The sequence below is a fragment of the Olegusella sp. genome (genome assembly GCF_057238325.1).
The window spans coordinates 154,941-173,159 of the sequence record NZ_DBHHGF010000001.1 but is presented as its reverse complement, the minus strand read 5'-3'; the positions used below and the strand labels follow the sequence as shown (position 1 = coordinate 173,159).

At 54.6% G+C, this 18,219-nt stretch carries 22 protein-coding genes; 15 read left to right on the top strand and 7 right to left on the bottom strand.

Annotated features, from left to right (window positions below; all coding sequences use genetic code 11):
- Positions 1-40 precede the first annotated feature (40 nt).
- The 3 genes from ACO5JD_RS00775 to ACO5JD_RS00765 are packed head-to-tail and all read left to right on the top strand — an operon-like array spanning position 41 to position 2,573.
- On the top strand, positions 41-361 hold the full coding sequence (locus tag ACO5JD_RS00775) for a toxin RelE (protein WP_021626055.1): 321 nt from the start codon (positions 41-43) through the stop codon (positions 359-361).
- 14 nt (positions 362-375) lie between these two features.
- Positions 376-1,446 carry an XRE family transcriptional regulator gene (locus tag ACO5JD_RS00770; protein WP_035438493.1) on the top strand — a complete coding sequence of 357 codons (1,071 nt, stop codon included), beginning with the start codon at positions 376-378 and terminating at the stop codon, positions 1,444-1,446.
- Between the two features lie 56 nt (positions 1,447-1,502).
- Positions 1,503-2,573, top strand: coding sequence for a hypothetical protein (locus ACO5JD_RS00765; protein WP_035438492.1), 1,071 nt, complete (start codon positions 1,503-1,505; stop codon positions 2,571-2,573).
- Here the strand turns inward: ACO5JD_RS00765 and ACO5JD_RS00760 are convergent.
- From ACO5JD_RS00760 to ACO5JD_RS00740, 5 genes are all read right to left on the bottom strand, one after another.
- Positions 2,570-3,391 (bottom strand): sce7726 family protein, encoded by an 822-nt coding sequence (locus ACO5JD_RS00760; protein WP_051317791.1) that lies wholly within the window; start codon positions 3,389-3,391, stop codon positions 2,570-2,572. The two genes, ACO5JD_RS00765 and ACO5JD_RS00760, sit on opposite strands and share 4 nt — an antisense overlap.
- Positions 3,392-3,478: 87 nt before the next feature.
- A complete protein-coding gene (locus ACO5JD_RS00755) occupies positions 3,479-5,599 on the bottom strand; it encodes a hypothetical protein (RefSeq protein ID WP_484986983.1) in 2,121 nt (706 codons plus the stop codon).
- On the bottom strand, positions 5,596-6,999 hold the full coding sequence (locus tag ACO5JD_RS00750; protein WP_021626050.1) for a FibroRumin system radical SAM peptide maturase: 1,404 nt from the start codon (positions 6,997-6,999) through the stop codon (positions 5,596-5,598). The genes ACO5JD_RS00755 and ACO5JD_RS00750 overlap by 4 nt, the downstream gene beginning before the upstream one ends.
- 129 nt (positions 7,000-7,128) lie before the next feature.
- Positions 7,129-7,281, bottom strand: a complete 153-nt coding sequence (locus ACO5JD_RS00745) for a FibroRumin family radical SAM-modified Cys-rich RiPP (protein WP_021626049.1) — start codon at positions 7,279-7,281, stop codon at positions 7,129-7,131.
- Position 7,282: 1 nt separating this feature from the next.
- Positions 7,283-7,450, bottom strand: coding sequence for a FibroRumin family radical SAM-modified Cys-rich RiPP (locus tag ACO5JD_RS00740; protein WP_084170329.1), 168 nt, complete (start codon positions 7,448-7,450; stop codon positions 7,283-7,285).
- A 384-nt stretch (positions 7,451-7,834) separates the two neighbouring features.
- Between ACO5JD_RS00740 and ACO5JD_RS00735 the strand changes: the two genes are divergently transcribed.
- The 11 genes from ACO5JD_RS00735 (at position 7,835) to ACO5JD_RS00685 (ending at position 14,525) form a co-directional block, all read left to right on the top strand.
- Positions 7,835-8,080 (top strand): hypothetical protein, encoded by a 246-nt coding sequence (locus ACO5JD_RS00735; RefSeq protein WP_021626047.1) that lies wholly within the window; start codon positions 7,835-7,837, stop codon positions 8,078-8,080.
- A gap of 25 nt (positions 8,081-8,105) precedes the next feature.
- Positions 8,106-8,375 (top strand): hypothetical protein, encoded by a 270-nt coding sequence (locus ACO5JD_RS00730; RefSeq protein ID WP_021626046.1) that lies wholly within the window; start codon positions 8,106-8,108, stop codon positions 8,373-8,375.
- An 11-nt stretch (positions 8,376-8,386) separates the two neighbouring features.
- The gene (locus ACO5JD_RS00725; RefSeq protein WP_021626045.1) at positions 8,387-9,268 is read left to right on the top strand and encodes a hypothetical protein; all 882 of its coding nucleotides are present in this window, start codon (positions 8,387-8,389) and stop codon (positions 9,266-9,268) included.
- Positions 9,269-9,275: 7 nt separating this feature from the next.
- Positions 9,276-9,962, top strand: coding sequence for a putative minor capsid protein (locus ACO5JD_RS00720; RefSeq protein ID WP_021626044.1), 687 nt, complete (start codon positions 9,276-9,278; stop codon positions 9,960-9,962).
- A complete protein-coding gene (locus tag ACO5JD_RS00715) occupies positions 9,959-10,387 on the top strand; it encodes a hypothetical protein (RefSeq protein ID WP_021626043.1) in 429 nt (142 codons plus the stop codon). The genes ACO5JD_RS00720 and ACO5JD_RS00715 overlap by 4 nt, the downstream gene beginning before the upstream one ends.
- Before the next feature lie 38 nt (positions 10,388-10,425).
- Entirely contained in the window at positions 10,426-10,569 is a 144-nt protein-coding gene (locus tag ACO5JD_RS00710; RefSeq protein WP_156894167.1) for a hypothetical protein, read from the top strand.
- Between the two features lie 340 nt (positions 10,570-10,909).
- Positions 10,910-11,158 (top strand): hypothetical protein, encoded by a 249-nt coding sequence (locus tag ACO5JD_RS00705; protein WP_021626041.1) that lies wholly within the window; start codon positions 10,910-10,912, stop codon positions 11,156-11,158.
- Between the two features lie 2 nt (positions 11,159-11,160).
- On the top strand, positions 11,161-12,099 hold the full coding sequence (locus ACO5JD_RS00700; RefSeq protein ID WP_021626040.1) for a hypothetical protein: 939 nt from the start codon (positions 11,161-11,163) through the stop codon (positions 12,097-12,099).
- An 18-nt stretch (positions 12,100-12,117) separates the two neighbouring features.
- Positions 12,118-12,540: a leucine-rich repeat domain-containing protein gene (locus ACO5JD_RS00695; RefSeq protein ID WP_021626039.1), complete on the top strand. Its 423-nt coding sequence runs from the start codon at positions 12,118-12,120 to the stop codon at positions 12,538-12,540.
- 69 nt (positions 12,541-12,609) lie between these two features.
- On the top strand, positions 12,610-13,161 hold the full coding sequence (locus tag ACO5JD_RS00690; protein WP_484987370.1) for a hypothetical protein: 552 nt from the start codon (positions 12,610-12,612) through the stop codon (positions 13,159-13,161).
- Entirely contained in the window at positions 13,158-14,525 is a 1,368-nt protein-coding gene (locus tag ACO5JD_RS00685; RefSeq protein ID WP_021626037.1) for a hypothetical protein, read from the top strand. Before ACO5JD_RS00690 ends, ACO5JD_RS00685 begins: the two co-directional genes overlap by 4 nt.
- A gap of 72 nt (positions 14,526-14,597) precedes the next feature.
- Here the strand turns inward: ACO5JD_RS00685 and ACO5JD_RS00680 are convergent, their stop codons facing one another.
- Positions 14,598-14,900 (bottom strand): hypothetical protein, encoded by a 303-nt coding sequence (locus tag ACO5JD_RS00680; RefSeq protein ID WP_021626036.1) that lies wholly within the window; start codon positions 14,898-14,900, stop codon positions 14,598-14,600.
- Between the two features lie 377 nt (positions 14,901-15,277).
- Complete coding sequence (locus ACO5JD_RS00675; protein WP_021626035.1) at positions 15,278-16,672, bottom strand: CCA tRNA nucleotidyltransferase; 1,395 nt, start codon at positions 16,670-16,672, stop codon at positions 15,278-15,280.
- Between the two features lie 157 nt (positions 16,673-16,829).
- Here ACO5JD_RS00675 and ACO5JD_RS00670 point away from each other — a divergent pair, with 157 nt between their 5' ends.
- Entirely contained in the window at positions 16,830-18,206 is a 1,377-nt protein-coding gene (locus ACO5JD_RS00670; protein ID WP_484986981.1) for a C1 family peptidase, read from the top strand.
- Positions 18,207-18,219: the final 13 nt, after the last annotated feature.

Sequence of the window (18,219 nt, the reverse complement as noted above, 5' to 3'; positions counted from 1 at the left end):
AAGGTCAATTCTATTAGAATGTCGGTATACGGAGGTGAATATGGAAATCGAATATGCTGACAAGCGGATGAAGAAGATTATGGAGAATCCCCGTCTTATCGTAAGACGTTACAGCGACGTTGCCAGTCACCTGAAATTCAGACTCTCGGACCTCCGAGTTGCTAAAAATCTCTCAGAGATATCTCACCTTCCGCCACCGAGGCGACACAAGCTCATAGGAAACTGGGCTGGATGCTGGGGAATCGATCTCAGTAAGAACAAGCGACTCATAATACATCCCATTGGTAATTATGAACCTGACGACCTAACAACAATAACGGCAGTGAAGATTGAAGCAGTTGAGGACTACCACAAACGATGAGAGAGGTGAGACATATGAGCGGATTCATCGTCGCCCCGGGCGAGGTAATAAAGGAATATCTGGACGCACGCGGCTTGAGTCAGAAAGAGGTATGCAAGCGCCTCGGCGTGAGCGAAAAGCACCTCTCTAACATGCTCAATGGCAAGACGCGTCTCACTGAAGAAATGGCGTTGAAGCTTGAAAAGATTATGCCAGACGTGCCAGCGAGCTTTTGGCTGAACTACGAGGTTAAGTACCAGGAATACCTAGCTAGGGAGAGAGAAGAGCATGAAATTGAGGGACTCGACCTCAAGGACATTGCTAAGCGATTCAATTTCAGGGAGGTGTTCAGGGGTGCAGGCATGACACTAACGGAACAAGCACTTGCCATGCTGAAAATACTGGGAATATCGAGCTTTGACAGATACCCTTACGCAATTCCAGCTAATATGGAATACATGCAAGATGGCGGTGAGCCTGAGTCCGTTGTTGTATGGATTAAGCTTTGCGACCAAGAGATCGACATCCAAAACGCAGACTTGACCGAGCCCCCCTATTCGGAGAAAGAACTCCGGAGCATGCTCGGCATGCTCAAGGACGTAGCGCTCAACACAAACATCGAGGAATCTATCAACAGCTGTCGCAACCTTCTCAACATGGCTGGCGTGTATCTTGTTTACCATCCGGAAGTCGGAAAGCCAAAGATTCGCGGTGCCCTCGGCAAACACAATGGACACCCAGTCATCTACATAAGCGGACGGTTTAAGACTCATGCAGACATCTGGTTTGCCATCGCTCATGAGATTATGCACCTACTTGAGCATTACGACCCAAAACAAGTACAGTTCCTTATGGATAAATCGGAAGAGCCTGCAGTGAAGAGCAGCGCTGAGAAGGACGATGAGGCGAACAGACTGGCAAGGAAGTTCTTTATTGACGAATGCGAATACGATAACTTCGTTGAAGCGAAGGACTTCTCTTCCGCTGCCGTTCGGGACTTTGCAGCTAGCCAAAATGTGGCGCCTGGCATTGTCGTAGCCTTCCTGCAGCATGATCGGCGCCTGGGATACCAGCAGCTCAACTACCTCAAGAGTCGTATGAATTAGGGGGTATTGTCTTGTATGTAATCGCCATGAAAAATCGGCAGTGCGAGCGGCTGGCTATGACGAAACTCATAGCAAACGGTTATCTGCGTGATGACATGATGCCGCTTGTCGAGGTCATCAGGGAAGAGCTTGATTACATGAGAGACCCAAATACTGGTGAGTACCTAAGGTACCCAAAGAAGATTAAGGGCGGCAAAATCAGACACGAGAAAGTGAAAGACCCAGACGTTCACAATGCAAGAACACTCCAGATGATTAGCGAACTGTTTCCTGATAGACAGGTTTTTGTCGACTACTTTAGATGCGATTTGAGCAAGTATGAGCACGATGCTGAGGAAGTCGGATTGGTTGTAGAGCTCACGCTTAGTCTTGAGCGCTACAAGAAGAAGCTTCTTGGTATCCTTGAATACAGCAATCTCATCCCAGTAATTACCATCAAACACGGTATCGACATGCTGTCTCCTAGCGATATTCGTGAAATAGTCGATCAGATTAGGCTTATTAACTCTAACCGCAGCATTGCCATTAGAATCGATGGGCTTGATGGTTATGCGGACGTAATAAAGGAGGTCCTCACTGCCAAAGACTTCCTTATCTATGACTTCAATGAAACGCCGATACGATCAAAGCCTGATGAGTGCATGAAGCTCAAGAAGATGCAGCTCGATGCACATAAAATCGCACTCTGCTCACCTCGGCCTCGTGATGCAGCGGGCAAAGATTTCCCGAACGGTGCATACGCAAAGTTCATCAACAACAGTCATCTTGACTGCTACAAGAGCTATGGGTTTGACAGTGTCGGTGACTACGGTGGCCTTCGTGACAAGCTTCCTTCTGGCGGAGTCGCTACAAACGGAAGAGCGCTCATACTCATGTACATCGCTCAGCTCAACACCTTTAAATCATTCGTTTGCGATGATGTGAAGAAGGGCTCTAAAGGCTTCCGGGTTGTCTTGCCCAAGGTGATAGCGGATCCGGAGCTCAATCCTGATGGCACCTGCCTTGCACTGAACGCTGCAACGAAGAGCTTCCATGCTGGTAAAGAGGGAACCTACGCACTCTGGATTGAGTACACGCTCACGCGTTATATTCAGCAAATTGCAACTTGGAGGCCGCTCTTTGCCTAGTAAATAAGACTGGGTTCAAGTCGGCTTCGGTAAAACCACTCATAGTCTATTTCATACATATCAGAACAATTCTCACGAAAGCGACTCCAGTACGCGCCATAACGCTGCTTGAGATAGCGCTTGAACTGGGTATTTATCCACTTTGGGGAGTACGCGTCGACGCACTGCTGGATAAGCGCCGTCTTTGTGACTCCCTTACCGTCGAGCCCGAAGAGCCTGCAGAGGTCTTTCTTGGGCATCGCGCTCAGCTGCTTCACCGGATCCAAGTCATGTCTCTTTATCGCCTTTCGGTACACATGGAAGACGTAGCTGCCGTCAATATCTTCTTGGCGATACGTGTAGATGCCGCACGCTTCCGGAACGTAGGCCGGCAGCTCGTTAACGCGGGTCTCGGAAACTACAACGTAGACCGTCTCGAATACATCGAAATAGTCTGCAAGCTGGCCCTCAAGGCGGTAGAAAGTGTCGAGCTCGGTCTTAATCTCGTAGGCGGCGCTGTGACCGTTGACCTTGCATATGTCCACGCGGCTCTTGCCGATGGGGAGCTCGAAGATCGAGATGTTCTTTGGGTTGAGGGGCAGGAGCTCGCGATTGATGAAGTTCGCCTTTATTGTCGCCTCGTTCGGGTAGTAGCGCAGGACGATCTGGTTGATAGCATCACGCGCGGACTTCGCTGGGGTGAAATCGGCAACGGCACCGTTTAGGATGCTGCTCAGGATTGAGGCGAGCTTGGTCTCGGAGTGCACAGTGGAGTATGCATCATAGAGCTGCTTAGCAGCCTGCGCCTCTTCCGTACTATATACTGATTTCGTATCCATGGCTCCTCCAGCATGAATGGTATCACGCTGCTTCAAAGTCACCGAGAAATTCGCCGCGAGAAGGCATGAAAGGCGCGGCACCTGTTTCTAGCCTTGCAGGATTCCCTCTACATTGGCGAGAACGATGCGCGTTCCGAAGTATTTCACAGCGTTATCAGTGTGGTCGACAACGATAACCGTCTTTCCTTTGGCACGAAGCGCGTCTAGATACTCAGCTACTCGATAAATTTCCTCATTGCTCAACCCCTTGAATGGTTCATCGACACCGATGAACTTTGAGGCAGTGCCCATCGACTTGAGTAGCTTGATGCGGATATTCTCACCACCCGAAAGGGACTCTGACGACTGGCCGAGCACCAAGTGGCCGAGCATCAGGTCTGAAGCTGCACCCAGGGTCTCGGATATGCGTTTGTCCTTGTCGCGGAAGAACTCTGCTGCCTCATCGATGGTCATTCTCCAGATATCTGACATCGTCTTTCCGTCGAGTGCGTATTTGACGAGCCTCTTGTGGAAGCCTGTGCCACCGCACTCACCACATTCGATGCGAGACCTTGACGTGCCATCACCATAATCGAGATATCCCGCTCCCGAGCAGACAGGACAGGCCCCGTCGCAGCCGAGTTGGTTCGTGAAGTACTTCCTGTCCTTCTTGTACTTAGCAGCAAAGAGCTCGGTTATGCGTATAAAGATATCAAGCAACGTTGCAACATGGGAGTATTTGTTGCCCGTTAAGGGCCTTTGGTTGACGTAGAGGTAGTGGTCGAAATGCTGCGGAAGGTACTCGCGCAGCAGTGTCGATTTTCCGACGCCCGAGGGACCCGACACGAGGTTGAGTGCGTTTTCTCCAATCGAGACATCGATGCCTGTGAAATTGTAGACGCTATTGTGAGATACCAGCTGGATCATACGCTTTGGCTTGACGACCGTAAGGCTGAGGGGCTTTCTCTGGCGCTCAAGAAATGCTTCAACGTCTATGAGCTTTCCGCCATTCCTCCCGCCACCCTCGCCGAGGGCGATGATGTTCTGGGCATGGTTGACGAATATCTCGCTGTGGTCCACGACTACAATCGTGTGCTTGGAGGCGAGGTTCACGATGTTGTCGAATACCGAGTCTCGCTCTTCGCCCGATAGACCTGCAAGCGGTTCGTCGAGCACGACGAGCATGTCGGACAGCTGTGCGTTGAAGAGCTGCACCATCCTTAGGCGTTGTAACTCGCCACCCGACAGCGTTGGGATTGAGCGGTTCAAACTCAGGTGTCCCAGATTAAGCTCCACCGCTTTTGAGAGAAAAGCGTGGATGCGCTTGATGGCGAATGCCGCGCCTGAGGAACTGCCATCGTCCTTGATTCTTTCTACATGGGCCATGAGGGTCTCAAACGGCATGGTCATGAATTCGCCTATGGACAAACCTGCGACCTTGTAGTCATTGAAGAGGGGTGCATACCTTTTACCGTGGCAACTGTCGCATGTGACGTCGCTGTAGAAGCGTTTCGCGGGAGTGAAACCGACCATCATCGGTGAGCTGGTCATGATTCCGTAGAACTTTGTGGTCCTGCGTGAGAACGAGCCGGTTTTCTTGTACCGGATGGAGAACTTGCCTGCGCTTTCTCCATACAGGAACTCATGACGTTCGCTCTCCGACAAATCCCTAAAGGTCTTGCTCGGGTCTATCCCTCGTTCAACACAGTACTCCTTGATGATCTGACAGTAGAAGTCTTTGTATCTGTTCCAGCATTTGACCGGGTTTTTCGCTAGGGGCACGTCGTAATCGATGACGCGATTGGGATCAAGCGTGGAAATGTAACCAAGGCCATGGCACTCTTCGCAGAGATTTCCTTCCTTGTTGAGAGTGAAGAAGTTTTCCTGCAATCCCAGACGTGTTGCGTACACGAGAGCGACGCTTCGATTAATGCCGAAATAGGTGCCTATGGTGGAACGCATGTTGTTGTTGAAGTTCGATTGCCGAATTGGTACCGAGGCGATCATGTTCGAATAGCCGTCCACACGGTATGTGGGCTCTGCTACGTTGTCTGCAAACATCGAGGCGTATTCGTGCTGACCAATCTGCGCAATGGTTTCGTAAGCGAGTGAAGACTTGCCGCTGCCCGATGGGCCGATGATAAGATTGATTGCATGTTTCTTGATGGAGACGTCGATGCTCTTCAGGTTATTGGTCTTTACGCCCCATATGTCGATGTGGTCGCTCATTGAGCTGCCCGGTTCTTGAGGATGATGCGGTAGAGGTCGGCGATGAAGAACTCAAGCGTCTTCTTCGCGTGCACGCAGAACCGCTCGTCGATTGAGTGGATGGTATTCTCTGGCTTCAGGTTTCGTGCATTGATCGGACAGCCACCTCCGCAAATGCCGAGTGCTTGGCAATCGTAGCATTCTTCGTGGTTGAGAGGAGTCAGCTGTGACCACTCTAGAAAGTTAGGATCTTGGATGGCAATGAAGTCGTCGTCATCAATCGTTGCGACAAAATACTCCTTGTCGAAGAGGCAGCCGTGGCATATACCGACCCTACCGTTAGGGGCGATGACGATTTGCCCGCCAGCGGTTGCTGCACAGTCGGAGAAGTAGACTTGCGCCTTCGAGAACGACTTGAGTTTGCGCATGATGCGGTCTTCGTATATGCCGCGCTTTCTGAGTTCGACGAATTCATCGATGATGAATTGGGCTGCGGCCTCGTTGTAGCTCTGGGGAAGCGTGAACTTCTCATCCGACATCATGATGTTGAAGCCGAGCCCCTTGATGTTGTACTCGTCGATGAGCCTCAGAACATCTTGTTCGTTCTTCAAGGTCTCTTCGCTGATGGTTACCGAGAGCGACACATCGACTCCGAGCTTCTTGCAAAGATCGAGCTTCTCGAGAATTCGGGGGAACACTTTGTTGCCTGCTCGATCGACACGCATCTGGTTTGCCTCGACGGTGAACCCGTCAATAGAAATTGCGATGCCGACACCCAGTTCTTGGAGACGGAGAATGCGATCCTCTGTGAGCAGAAGCCCGTTGGAGACCATCGACATCTCCATGTTCTTGATGCAGGGAACGCTCTCGCGAAGTGAGTTGACCCTCTCTGCAACATGCTCAAGCACTTCGAAGTTGATAAGCGGCTCGCCACCATAGAAGATGAGCACCGGCTCGTTCGTCTCGGTGTCGAGTCCGGAAGCTTTGATCTGCCGGATGAAGAAGTCGAGAGCCTTATCGGCGGTTTCCTCGGACATGTTCTCCAAGAGGAAGTTCTTACGTTTTACTTCGTCGTTGTTGCCGAGGAAGCAGTACTTGCAAGCCAGGTTGCACTGCTCGCTGAGGATCATGTAGCAAACGTTCGTGGCGGGTGCGGGTATCTTCGAGCGAACGAATTGGAGCACTCGATCGTCCTCATCCGCGGCACGAACGAGAATCTTGTATTTAGCGAGCTCGCTCACCTCAGCGCTGATATCTTGCGGAGAATCCTCGATGCTGCCGTTCTGAGCGTTTTGCAGCCACGTGCAAAGAGTCTCGTACGTCTCTTTAGTGAGGTAGACGGGTTTCATCCTCAGCGAATGGTACAGCGCAACATCTTTGCCGAAATCGAAGACGTGCGTGAAGCGAGACATGGCAACCATCTGGAATTCCTCCTGCAGGACTAATGAACCAAACCGGGGCAACCGGTGAATCTATTCGACAAAACGAGAAGCCCGTCCTGCTTGGCAGCAAGACGGGCCACGTTACTTCTTACTTGTGGAGTCGCTTGACTACCACTCAATCTCATCCTGCTCGGGGAAAGCGCGGCAGGAGCAAGCACACGTGCAGGAATTGCATGCGACGCAAGCGCAACGTGCCATCACAACGGGGTCCGACTCGATAGCTCCAAAGAGCTCCTGGTAATCGCTAAAGCTTGCACTCATGTTACAGCTCCTCCCACTCGAAGTCAGAAATAAGACCGCCGGAGCAAGAGCAGCGGCAGTTACACATGCAGCCAGTGCACTGGCTGACGCACTTCACCGAAGTAATCAAGGCCTTTGCATCAATGCTCCCGAGCATCTCAGCATAGGCGTCTGAGCTGACCTGAATCATGTCAATCACCCCTAGGCGTGGCACCGATACCTCGCACCCTTGTGCTTGCACAAGATTTTACGCCCCTGGTGAGACCCGGTCAATATACGCAAGATACGAGGTATACGTTGATGGTTTTGATGTTTGCGTTATCGCAGGTAGATGCTTCAAAGAGCGAGTTCTTAACAGCAATGATTAATTATTGGAAACCGACAAATTATTCACAAAATCCCTGATAAACACGGTTATTTGCTGAATTTCTATGTTGTGTATAAGTTGTATGCAAGCTTGACACGTGATAAACGGTGGAAAACTTGCCGGTAAACAGTATCTCACTGCCCATCTTGCTTCACTTTGCGACGCCCACCTAGGCTACTTGGAGTAGCAATCGAGGCGGGTTTCTTCATGTCTGCCTCACGACGTTGGAAGGCGGATGACATGGAGGTTGAGAGCCATGGCGAAGAAACGCAGGTCGAGCAGCCGGAAGGCAAAAAAGACAAGGCGGCGCAACACAAAGCGGACGAGGAAGTGCTGACGGGCACCGATGACGGTGCTGAGGACTTCAAGGCACTTCTCGCCAAGCAGGACGCACGCATCAAGGAGCTAGAAGGTCAGGTGGCCGAGGCCTGCCCAGACCAAGGAGAACGCTGACAAGCTGACCGCCGAAATCGAGCAGGTGAAGGCGCAGGCAGCAGACGAGCGCGTGGAGTTCCAGCTGAAGCTCGCTGGCGTGCGCAACGTGAAGGCTGCCAAGGCGCTCCTGGGCGATCACGACGGCGACATTGCTGCTCTAAAGAAGGCGGAGCCGTGGCTCTTCACTAACGCGAAGTCCGCGGCAACAACCGGCACGACTGGCCTGGAACCCGCAGGCGTCGCCAAGGACAAGGACGCGACCATGAAGCGCTGGCGCAGGCTCGCCGGCCTCGACGAATCCGATGACGAATAAGGGGGCTGACCATGCCTAACAGCATCGAGTACATCAAGAACTACACGACCATCCTGGACGCCGTCTACAAGAAGGCGGCGTGCTCGACCGTGCTCAACAGCGGACGTCGCATGATGCGCGCCGGTCGCAACGCGAAAGAGATTATGATCCCGAAGATCTCCGTCACGGGCCTGGGCGACTACACCCGCAACGTTGGCTACAAGGACGGCGCAATCACGTACGAGTTCGAGACCAAGACCTTCAACTACGACCGCGGCGTGCGCCTGCTTGCAGACGTCATGGACGTGGAAGAGGCGGGAATTCTGGACTGCTTCGTCGAGGCGGGCAGCGAGCTACAGCGCACGCAGGTGGCTCCCGAGGGCGACGCGTTCACCTTCGCGGCCATCGCCTCACACACGGGCGTGACGCCTGTGGAAGAGGACCTGAGTGCGGCAACAGCCGAGGACATCCTGGGCAACCTGCGCGACGTGACAAACACAATGGACGAGGCCGAAGTCTCCACGGGGTCGCGCATTCTGTTCATCACACCTACTCTGAAGGGCACGCTCGATGACTTCTCATTGGCGAACCCGAACCGTAGCAACGCCGTGCTCTCGCGCTTCAGCCGCATCGTGGAGGTGCCCCAGAGCCGCTTCTACACGAATATCACACTGAACAGCGGCGATACGAACTTCGGCTACGCGAAGAACGCGACCACGGGCAAGGACATCAACTACATGGTGGTTGAGAAGTCGGCCGTGATCAAGTTCGACAAGCACGTGGCGAGCCGCGTGTTCAGTCCCGACGAGCTGGAGAGTCTTGACTCCTACATGATGAAGTATCGCAAGTACGGAATCGTCGAGCTCTTTGACCAGAAGCTCGCAGGCATCTACGTGTCCAAGGCGACCTCGTAGGCTCGCCATGAGCGCCGCCTCGGTGACATACGAGTTCTACCGTGACACGTACGGCGGGGAGCTTCCGGTGGAGTCCTTCTCTTCCGTGCTTCCCGCTGTGTTGCGCGTACTCGTACAGATCACGGGAGGTGCTTCCATCGACGCAGACGGTGATGATGAAGCCTATGCGGCTTACAACAGGGCGCTGTGCGCGGCGTGCGACGCCTTCGCTGAGTTCGGCGAGGAACAAGGTCGGCGGGTTCTCCATAGGCGACTTCAGGGTGTCTCAGTACGTGAGCGACCGCGTAGGCACCGGCATCGAGCAGGCTACTGCTGCCGCCGTGGCCGAGCTCTACGGGACGGGGCTCTCCTTCACGGGAGTGCGCTGATGATTGCCCTGAAGCCGATACCCAGACGAGCGTTGCCGGACACGATGGTCGTGCGCACGCAGAATGCGGACGGGACGTTCTCCGAGGGCATGGTTGTGCGAAACGTGCGGTTCTCCAGGACGCAGAGTGTGGTGGATGACGCGCGCAGATCGGCCGATGCTGGGGCTGGCAAAGTCTACGTCGATGCAGTGAATAGCGCTGACGCTTTCGAGGTGCCTGCTGGGTCGTGTGTCGAAATCGATGGCGCTTCGCTTATCGTGGTCGCTTGCAAGCGGTGCGAGGGGTTCGGTGGCCGCGTGCATCATTGGGAGCTGACGGTGCGATGAGCGACGAATCGGTTGTTGCGGCATATGACGCAGCTGGCGGCTCTGTGGCAACGCAGGTTGCAAACCTGCTGGTAGATGCCGAATTCACAAACGTTTTCACACAATCTTTGAGCGCGGCGGTGTGTCCGGAGCCGATTGTCGTTCTTGTTGGAAGCTACGACAGGGATTCCGAGCAGGTCGGCGCGGAACGTGGTGAGCGCGTGCTGGACGTGATCGTATGCCGAGAGGTCAACGCCGTGGCAGAGGCTGTCTCACTTGCGTGTGAGCAGGCGCTACGAACGGCTGAGTGGGACACGCGTGCTGGGGCTTACCTCAATAGAATCACCGGCATCGACACCGACGCGCCCGAGTTTCGCGGGCGTGACGGCTCTGGGCGATACCTCTGGGACTTCAAGGTCTACGTAACGATTGCGAGGCCATCATGAGCACAAAGAGATCTCGTGGGAAGACTCAAGAACACCTTGTGGCAGCGAAGGATGCGATTGCCGACAAGGACGACGCTGAAAACCAGAAGAAGGCTGAGGTGGGCTTCAAGTCTCTCGACGAGCTGTCGCTTGAGACGCAGCGACGGTCCATCGCATACGGGAGAGCGAGGGGGCTGTTGTGAGCTCCATCACCTACAACGGGCACGACTTCTCGCCGTACACGACGTGCGAGGTTATCGAGGGGCCGCATGCAGTCGTACCGACTTCACAGGTTATTCCCGGCAGGGCTGGTGCGCTACTGCTGGTTGGCAGGATCGCGCCGAGGACGATTCGCGTGAGGCTTTTCCTGGACTCGCACGCAGCACTTGATATGGCGGGTCTCTCGAATCTGAGGCATCTGCTGTACTCGGGGCTCACTGCGAGGGGTCAGGCAGCAGCACCGCGTCTGGCGCGGGGTCGCATGCTGAGGGTTGCGGTACGTCAGCGCAGTCGGACTACCAGCACGTCTCGGGCAAGTACAACGTGTCGGACTCGGCGGGCACCTACGCGGAGATCATAGGCAACGGGACCGCCTCCACCGCGCGATCCAACGCGCGGACGCTCGACTGGGAAGGCAACGAGTGGGTCGCCGGGACGATGACCGCCGATGGCGGTTTGGTGTTTGGGTCCAGCACGGTAAAGACGCTCGGGTCGGGGCTGGCGGTCGATGCAGACGGGGTGCTCTCGGTCGACCTCTCCGGCATCATGGACCTGAGCGGGATGGAGTTCTAGCTATGACTGCCGAGAAGATCGAAAAGAAGGTGCTCTACGACATCGCCGACGCCATTCGAACCCAGAACGGGACACAGACGCGCTACAAGCCCGCCGACATGCCCGCAGCCATAGCCGCCTTGGATGGCACCAACGCTGGTAGCCCTCTGACCGTTGGATACACGGGCACTGATACCGGCGTGCTGGGCTCTGGGCACTTCACGCGCATCGGCGCCGCCATACGCGGGCAGAACGGGTCCGCGACGGTATACAAGCCTGGGGACATGGCAGCTGCCATTCTTGCCTTGAGCTGGGATACCGGCCTGAAGCCTCGTACTGTCCTTCTTTCCGACGGCACGCTTGAGTTCAACTACCTCGACGGACGCCAGAACACCATCGGCGGCACGCCCGTGAATGCGTACGAGGTAGATCCTACTGGATATGCCTCTGCGAGCGCGAGGCCGTGGGACGGCGTGAGGCTCGATCTGACGCGCGTTGTCATCGACTCTTCATTTGCAAGCGTGGGTGTCACCAATATCGACTACTGGTTCAACGGCATGCAGTCCATCACGGAGGTCGTTGGCTTTCAATACCTGCAGGGAGCGACGAGCGCCAAGCAATGCTTCGTTTCCTGCACACAGCTTGAGACGATCTGGGCGACGGAGTTCGACGCGTCAACCATCACGAGCTCTTACCTGATGTTCTACAGCTGCAACAAGTTGGTGGGAGGCACGGGCACTGGGTGTCCCTACAGCGGGAGCGCGACCTACTGTAAGCTCGATGACGGCGGGCTTCTTACCAATCCCGCAGCTGACCAGCGCACGTGGATCTACGGGTATCTTTACTCCGATGGCGAACTCGTCGTTCAGGCTTCCGCCAGCGCTGACTCCGCACGTTCGCTGCTTGCCGGCGGACGTCTCTGCGCCAATGCGGTCTACCAGTCCGCAGGCGCGATGCCCTAGTATGACAACAGGTCTAGCATGAGGACGGTGACGTTCGCCGAGGACATGGCCGATGTGGCCTCTCTGAACATGTGCTACTGGTTCTACAGCATGAGCGCGATCACCTCGGTGTCCGGCCTTGGCGATCTGCGCAACGTCTCGAAGATGCGCTACATGTTCGCATCGTGCACGGGGCTCACATCGCTTGACTTCAGGGGCTTCGACCCGTCGCACCTGACTGACCTGTTCTACTGCTTCTCGGACTCAAGGAACATCACGACGATCTACGCAGACGCCACCTGGGCGTTGCCTTCGAGCGGCATCTCGGGCTCGCAGTGCTTCTACAGCTGCAATGCGCTTGTCGGTGGAAACGGGACGGCGTGGTCGAGCTCTAACACGAGCTATGTTTACATGAGAATTGATGCCACTGGGACAGCTGGATATCTCACCGCTGTGAGCTAATGATGGTGCGGTCCGAGGGTAGTAAAATAAGAAGTTAACGTAGTTCCCCACGCTACCACGGAGGACGCCATGGGCAAATATGTCACCAATAAGAAGGACATGAACTTCCCCAGCGTTGACTCGCTTCAGCAGGTTGTCAACGTTGTAAACGACGCAAACGCAGCACTCAACGATAAGAGCCGGATGATTCGAGAGAGCGCCATCCCGGAGGTTGTCGGAGGTGCCGTCGGCGCCGTCGGTGGCGGAGCAATCTCGTTCGCCGCACTCTACGGCGCAGGAACGGTGGGTCTGTCCGCCGCCGGGATCACGTCAGGCCTTGCGACAGCTGGGACACTTGTTGGCGGCGGGATGGTTGCGGGCGTCTTTGTGCTCGCCGCTCCCGTGGCCGTGTTGGCGGCAGTCGGGGTTGGCGTTGCCAGTCATCTGAAGAACAAGCAGCTACGACAGGAGAAAGAGCGCCTCTACAAAGCCGCACTCGAGAAGCACGAAGCAATCATCAGGGCACTCAAGAACGAGGCGAACGCGAGCAAGGAGCGTATCGAGTATCTGCAGGGGCTGAACATCCTGCTCCAGCAGGCGATAAAGGATCTCGCAAGCGACCTTGGCAAGTCGGCGGCATGAGCAGATACCAGTACAACGAGCTCGAGAGACAGGCAAACAAGGTTCTGAAGCACCAGGCTCGAGAACTGGATGGTATTTCTTTCCCAGATCTCCATTCTGTCGACGAAAGCATAGCCAGCTCCGAGGAGCTACTCAGAAAGCTTGGCATCGACCCTGGTTCCGCGAAGCCCGCACAGTCGATTTCGCCGCGAACGCAGAAGACCCTCGTCGTGCCTTCGTGGGAAGAGCTATGCGCGGAGTCTGATCGAGAGATAGAGGGGGAAGTAGCTCTCGAGGATCTGTTCACTCCGGAAGAACTCGCCAGCAATGAGCTCGCCGTGCGCATGCTCAACGACGAGTACAACACCCTGCATAGGCTCGACCGCTACGACGTGGCCATCAGCGCCGTCGCCGGTCTTATATCCGCCTTGGTGGACATCCTTCTCGTTGGCGTACCTCACAGGACCACTACGGGACTTAGGTCAGCGCCGCTCTCGGACTACGTGAGGGACTACTTCGACAAGCGCTTTCCCGAAGCCGACATGCAGCAGCTCGCAAACTCCAAGGTCAGCAAAGTACCTTTTGACGCGCAGGATAACCGCAATACCACCATCCGCGTCGAAGGGCTCTCGGCATACTACCACCGGCTGCTTTCGCTCGGGCATGATCCGATTCTTGGCTTTGTCTTCGGGGTTGCTGACATAATGAACGGGACGATGACTACCGTGGACAAGACTGGCAAAGTCGTTGTCCAGGTTATGGCGAACTACGCAGACAGGACCGAAGCGGACATCTTCGCCGCCATCGCCAAGCAGATCATCCACTTCAAGTCTGACATAACGACTTCCATGGGGTTGCCAGCCCCGCTGATGGGTCTTTTCAACCTGCTGCAATTTGGCAGCATCGGCGAAGCGGAGCAGACTGTTGCGGAAATCGTTCAAGGTATGTACTACGAAGGCTACGACTTCATCCACTTCTGTGCGCAATCGATACCTGTGATGATCACGGAAGTGGTTGTACGGCTCGGCTATGCATTCAAGCGCATCAAAGAGGGGCATAAGGTCAGGGACTCGATACCGTTTTCGCTTGACAGGACAAAGCATCCAAAGCTTGCCACCATGCTCTTCATTGGGCACACGGCAGCGACTGCCGTCAACGCAGGCAAGGTCTACTTCTCCAAGAACCCGATGGACATCAACTATCCGCAATGGCTAGCCTTTGCAAAGTATTCCTATTCTCAGGCCAAGTGGGTGATCTTCAAGAAACCTGCGGCTCGCGATGCGTACGTGAGAGGGAAGACCGACGAGGAGCTGGCCTTGGTCTACGACGAGGTTGACAAGACGTTTCTCGATGTGACTGAAGGCTACGTGCTTGTCTTTGACTGACGGCTTCCGGCTGAGCCAAAGAAATGGGCGGCATGCCCTTCAACTGATGACATACCGCCCAACACTCGTTGCTTAGGCCAATAGCTCCCTATACAGCGGGTCGCCGTCTCCGACGAGCACATCCCACCACCACTCGGGCGTCTCGGTGCCAGAGCTGCAGAGCGCGTCGAGCAGCTTTGCACGGAGCTCGGGCGGATAGGTCTCGAAGTCGGCGCGCATGGCATCCAGGATGGCGGCGCTTGTGCTGATCATGTCGTCGCAGATTTGGCTCTTCTCCTCAAGCGTGTAACTCTCGGGCGAGCTGAGACAGATGTCGGCTCGGAAATATGCCATGTCCTCGGCTTGGCAGAGGTCGTTCCAGTTTTCGTTCATCATCGTCTTACCTCCGTATCGGTTATTTCGCTACTGCATAAAACATGGTCCTAGCTGCATAAAACCCGTCTCCCACATGCCCCCAGATTGGGGGACATTCGGGGGACTTTCGCGAAAAAACCAGTGTCATATGGTGTCACTGGGTGGTACTGGTGTCATCGCAAAACGCCTGTTCAAAGCACTGTTTTCAATTTCTGACAGTTGCTGTCATGACCCCTTCAGACACTCTCAAGGCGGAGATCACCAATTCGAATCTGGTACGGGCTACCATGTTCAAGGTCAGAACTTCGGTTCTGGCCTTTTTTGTTACTCTCATGCAGCATCCCGACGCCGTACGCATAAATCATTTGCAACTGTCGATAGCCAGACTTTCTTTGAGCCTATACTCCCCTAATCTGGGCAAGCAAAGCCTCGCGCTCATTGGGGATTTCATCATTAATAACAGCAGCCAGTAAGGTATCCAACACAAGACCCACTGCTGGTCCTGGCTCAAGCTGCATCTCTGCTATGACATCCGCCCCACTGATTGCCAGCTGTCGTACGGTCAGTGCAGGTACTGACGCAACTTCTCGACGCAGGGCACGCGCAATAACATCCAACTCTATGGCATAGTTCGCCACTCGAGGTACCTTGGCCACCGCATCGGAACGTTTAAGATCAATCAACTGCCAAGTCAGCGCCACCGCACGACCTGGACAAGCAAGTTCAAACTTGCGCAACGTACGTCTGATAGAACGCGTAGTAGGCACAACCACATGGTCATGCATACGCACCAACATGCGCGTAGGGTTGACCAACTCACTAGGCAACGCCATGCGACGCATAATGCTTTCTGCCATCGCAGCACCAACCTTGGGATGCCCAAAGAAATGTCCACGTCCCGTGTCATCTTTGCTAAAAGTCGCTGGCTTGGCAATATCGTGAAGCAAAGCTGCCCAGCGTAGCTCCGGGGCAACCACTCCCCCTTCAAACTCCTCTACCGCGCGACACACGCGCGCCGTGTGTTCTAGCACATCAAAGGCATGGTAGGGGCTGCATTGGTCAAAGCCCACCATCGCTGCAAGCTCAGGAATTGCCTGCACCATAACATCGGTCTGATGCATCAATGCCCAGTCAACATGACCTGACTCCACGATGCCACGCATTTCTTGTCCAATGCGCTCTTGGGCAACATTTGCCAACTGAGGTGCACAAGCAACCAAGGCAGCGTGCGTTTCTTCTTCCACCTCAAAGCCAAAACGACAAGCAAAACGCACCGCGCGCAACACGCGCAGGGCATCCTCTTCAAAGCGCTCTTTCGCCGCCCCGACCGCGCATATCAAACCTCGCTCAAGATCTGCTTGCCCACCATAGGGGTCAAGCAGACCACGAACAGGGTGATATGCCATTGCATTAATCGTAAAATCGCGCCGCCCTAGGTCATCGCAAACATCGCGGACAAAGCATACTTCATCGGGATGTCGATGATCGCTGTAACTACCCTCAACACGATAGGTTGTAACCTCAATAGGCATAAAATCGCAAACAGTTGTAATAGTGCCGTGCGCCGTGCCCGTCTCGTGCACTGCCATTCCCGCAGCTAAAAGTACCCGTTTTGACTCCTGCCAGCTAGCTGAAGTAGTTACATCAACATCATGGCTTGTCCTTGCCAACAAGGCATCGCGCACCCAGCCACCAACTGCCCACGCCTCAAAACCTGCAGATTCTAGCGCCTCAATTACACGCAGAGCAGGTCTCGGGAGCTTAAGAGAGATGTCTGATGTCGCGAGAGGCATTCAACTTCCTTCCTCAGCAAAAGTGCGGGTTGCTGGCGCGTAAAAAAGTCGCTGCATTTTCGGTAGAACCAGTATACCGCCGACTCGTTGTTAGTGCCTGGTGCTATTCTCATTGAGGATGTACTCACAACAGCTGTTATTGACTATTGGAGGTCATATGGCAAGTGAAAACGAAAGTTTACGCGCCATTGGCGCAGATGCCCTAAGCGAAGCGCGAAAGGATTTCGCTGCTGACCGCGCGGCTCAGATTGCAAAAAATGCTACCAGCTCTATGGGTCTGCGTGAGGCTGCTCGCATACCCGAGGGCATTGCAGCAAACGCACTCGGCTTTGATATTGAAGTCAAGCAGGGCGAGCGTTGCGACCAAATGCATTCTGGTCGCTGCTGGATGTTTGCCAGCCTCAATACCATGCGCTTCCGCACCATCAAAAAATACAACCTCAAGACCTTTGAGCTTTCTCAGGCATATCCCCTGTTCTTCGACAAATTGGAGAAGTCCAACTGGTTTTTATCCAATATCCTCGATACGCTCGATGAGCCTTTGGATGGCCGCCTCGTGTCCTACCTGCTCACTGACCCTATCGGCGATGGTGGTCAGTGGGATATGTTCCGTGCACTGGTAGAAAAATATGGTGTTGTCCCCAAGGAGGCCATGCCCGAGACTGCCTGCTCCAAAAATACCCGCGATATGGACGGCTATCTAACTCGCTACCTGCGCAGCTGCGCCAAGCGACTGCGTGAGACTGCCGCTGCCGGAGCAAGCACGGATGACCTTGAAGCAATGCGTACCGAGATGATTTCTGAGGTTTGGCATCTGCTTGCCATTTGCTTGGGCACGCCTCCTGAGAGCTTTGAGTCCCGTGTTCGCGACAAAGACGACCAGCTGGTCGAGGCTATCTCTGGTCATTTCACCCCACAGGAGTTCTTTAAGGCGGCTGTAGGCATGGAGGTTTCCGACTATGTCTCGCTGATTTCTGCTCCTACTGCCGATAAGCCCTTTGGTCACAGCTTCACCGTGTCACGTCTGGGCAACGTTATCGAGGCGGGCGGTGTGCGCTACCTCAACCTCCCTATCGATCGCCTCAAGGAACTCGCTATTGCTCAGATGCGCGACGATCTACCTGTATGGTTTGGCTGCGATGTCAACCAGTCCTATCTGCGAAATGAGGGCATCATGGATACCGCTGCTCTCGATATCGACGGGTTGCTTGGCATGACGGTGGAAGGCGGTCTTACCAAGGCAGAACGTCTGGATTACGGCGAGTCCCTGATGACCCACGCTATGGTGCTTGAAGGCGTTCGCCTGGATACTAACGGTAAACCCCAGTCTTGGAAGGTCGAAAATAGCTGGGGCAAAGATCATGGTCGCGATGGCTTTGATACCCTATCTGACGACTGGTTTAACGAGTACGTCTTCCAAATTGTTGTGGACAAGAAGTACCTCAACGATGAGGAACGCACCATCTATGAGACCGAGGAAGCAACCGTACTTGCACCTTGGGATCCCATGGGTTCGCTGGCGCTTTGCCACTAACAATTAGTTCTGT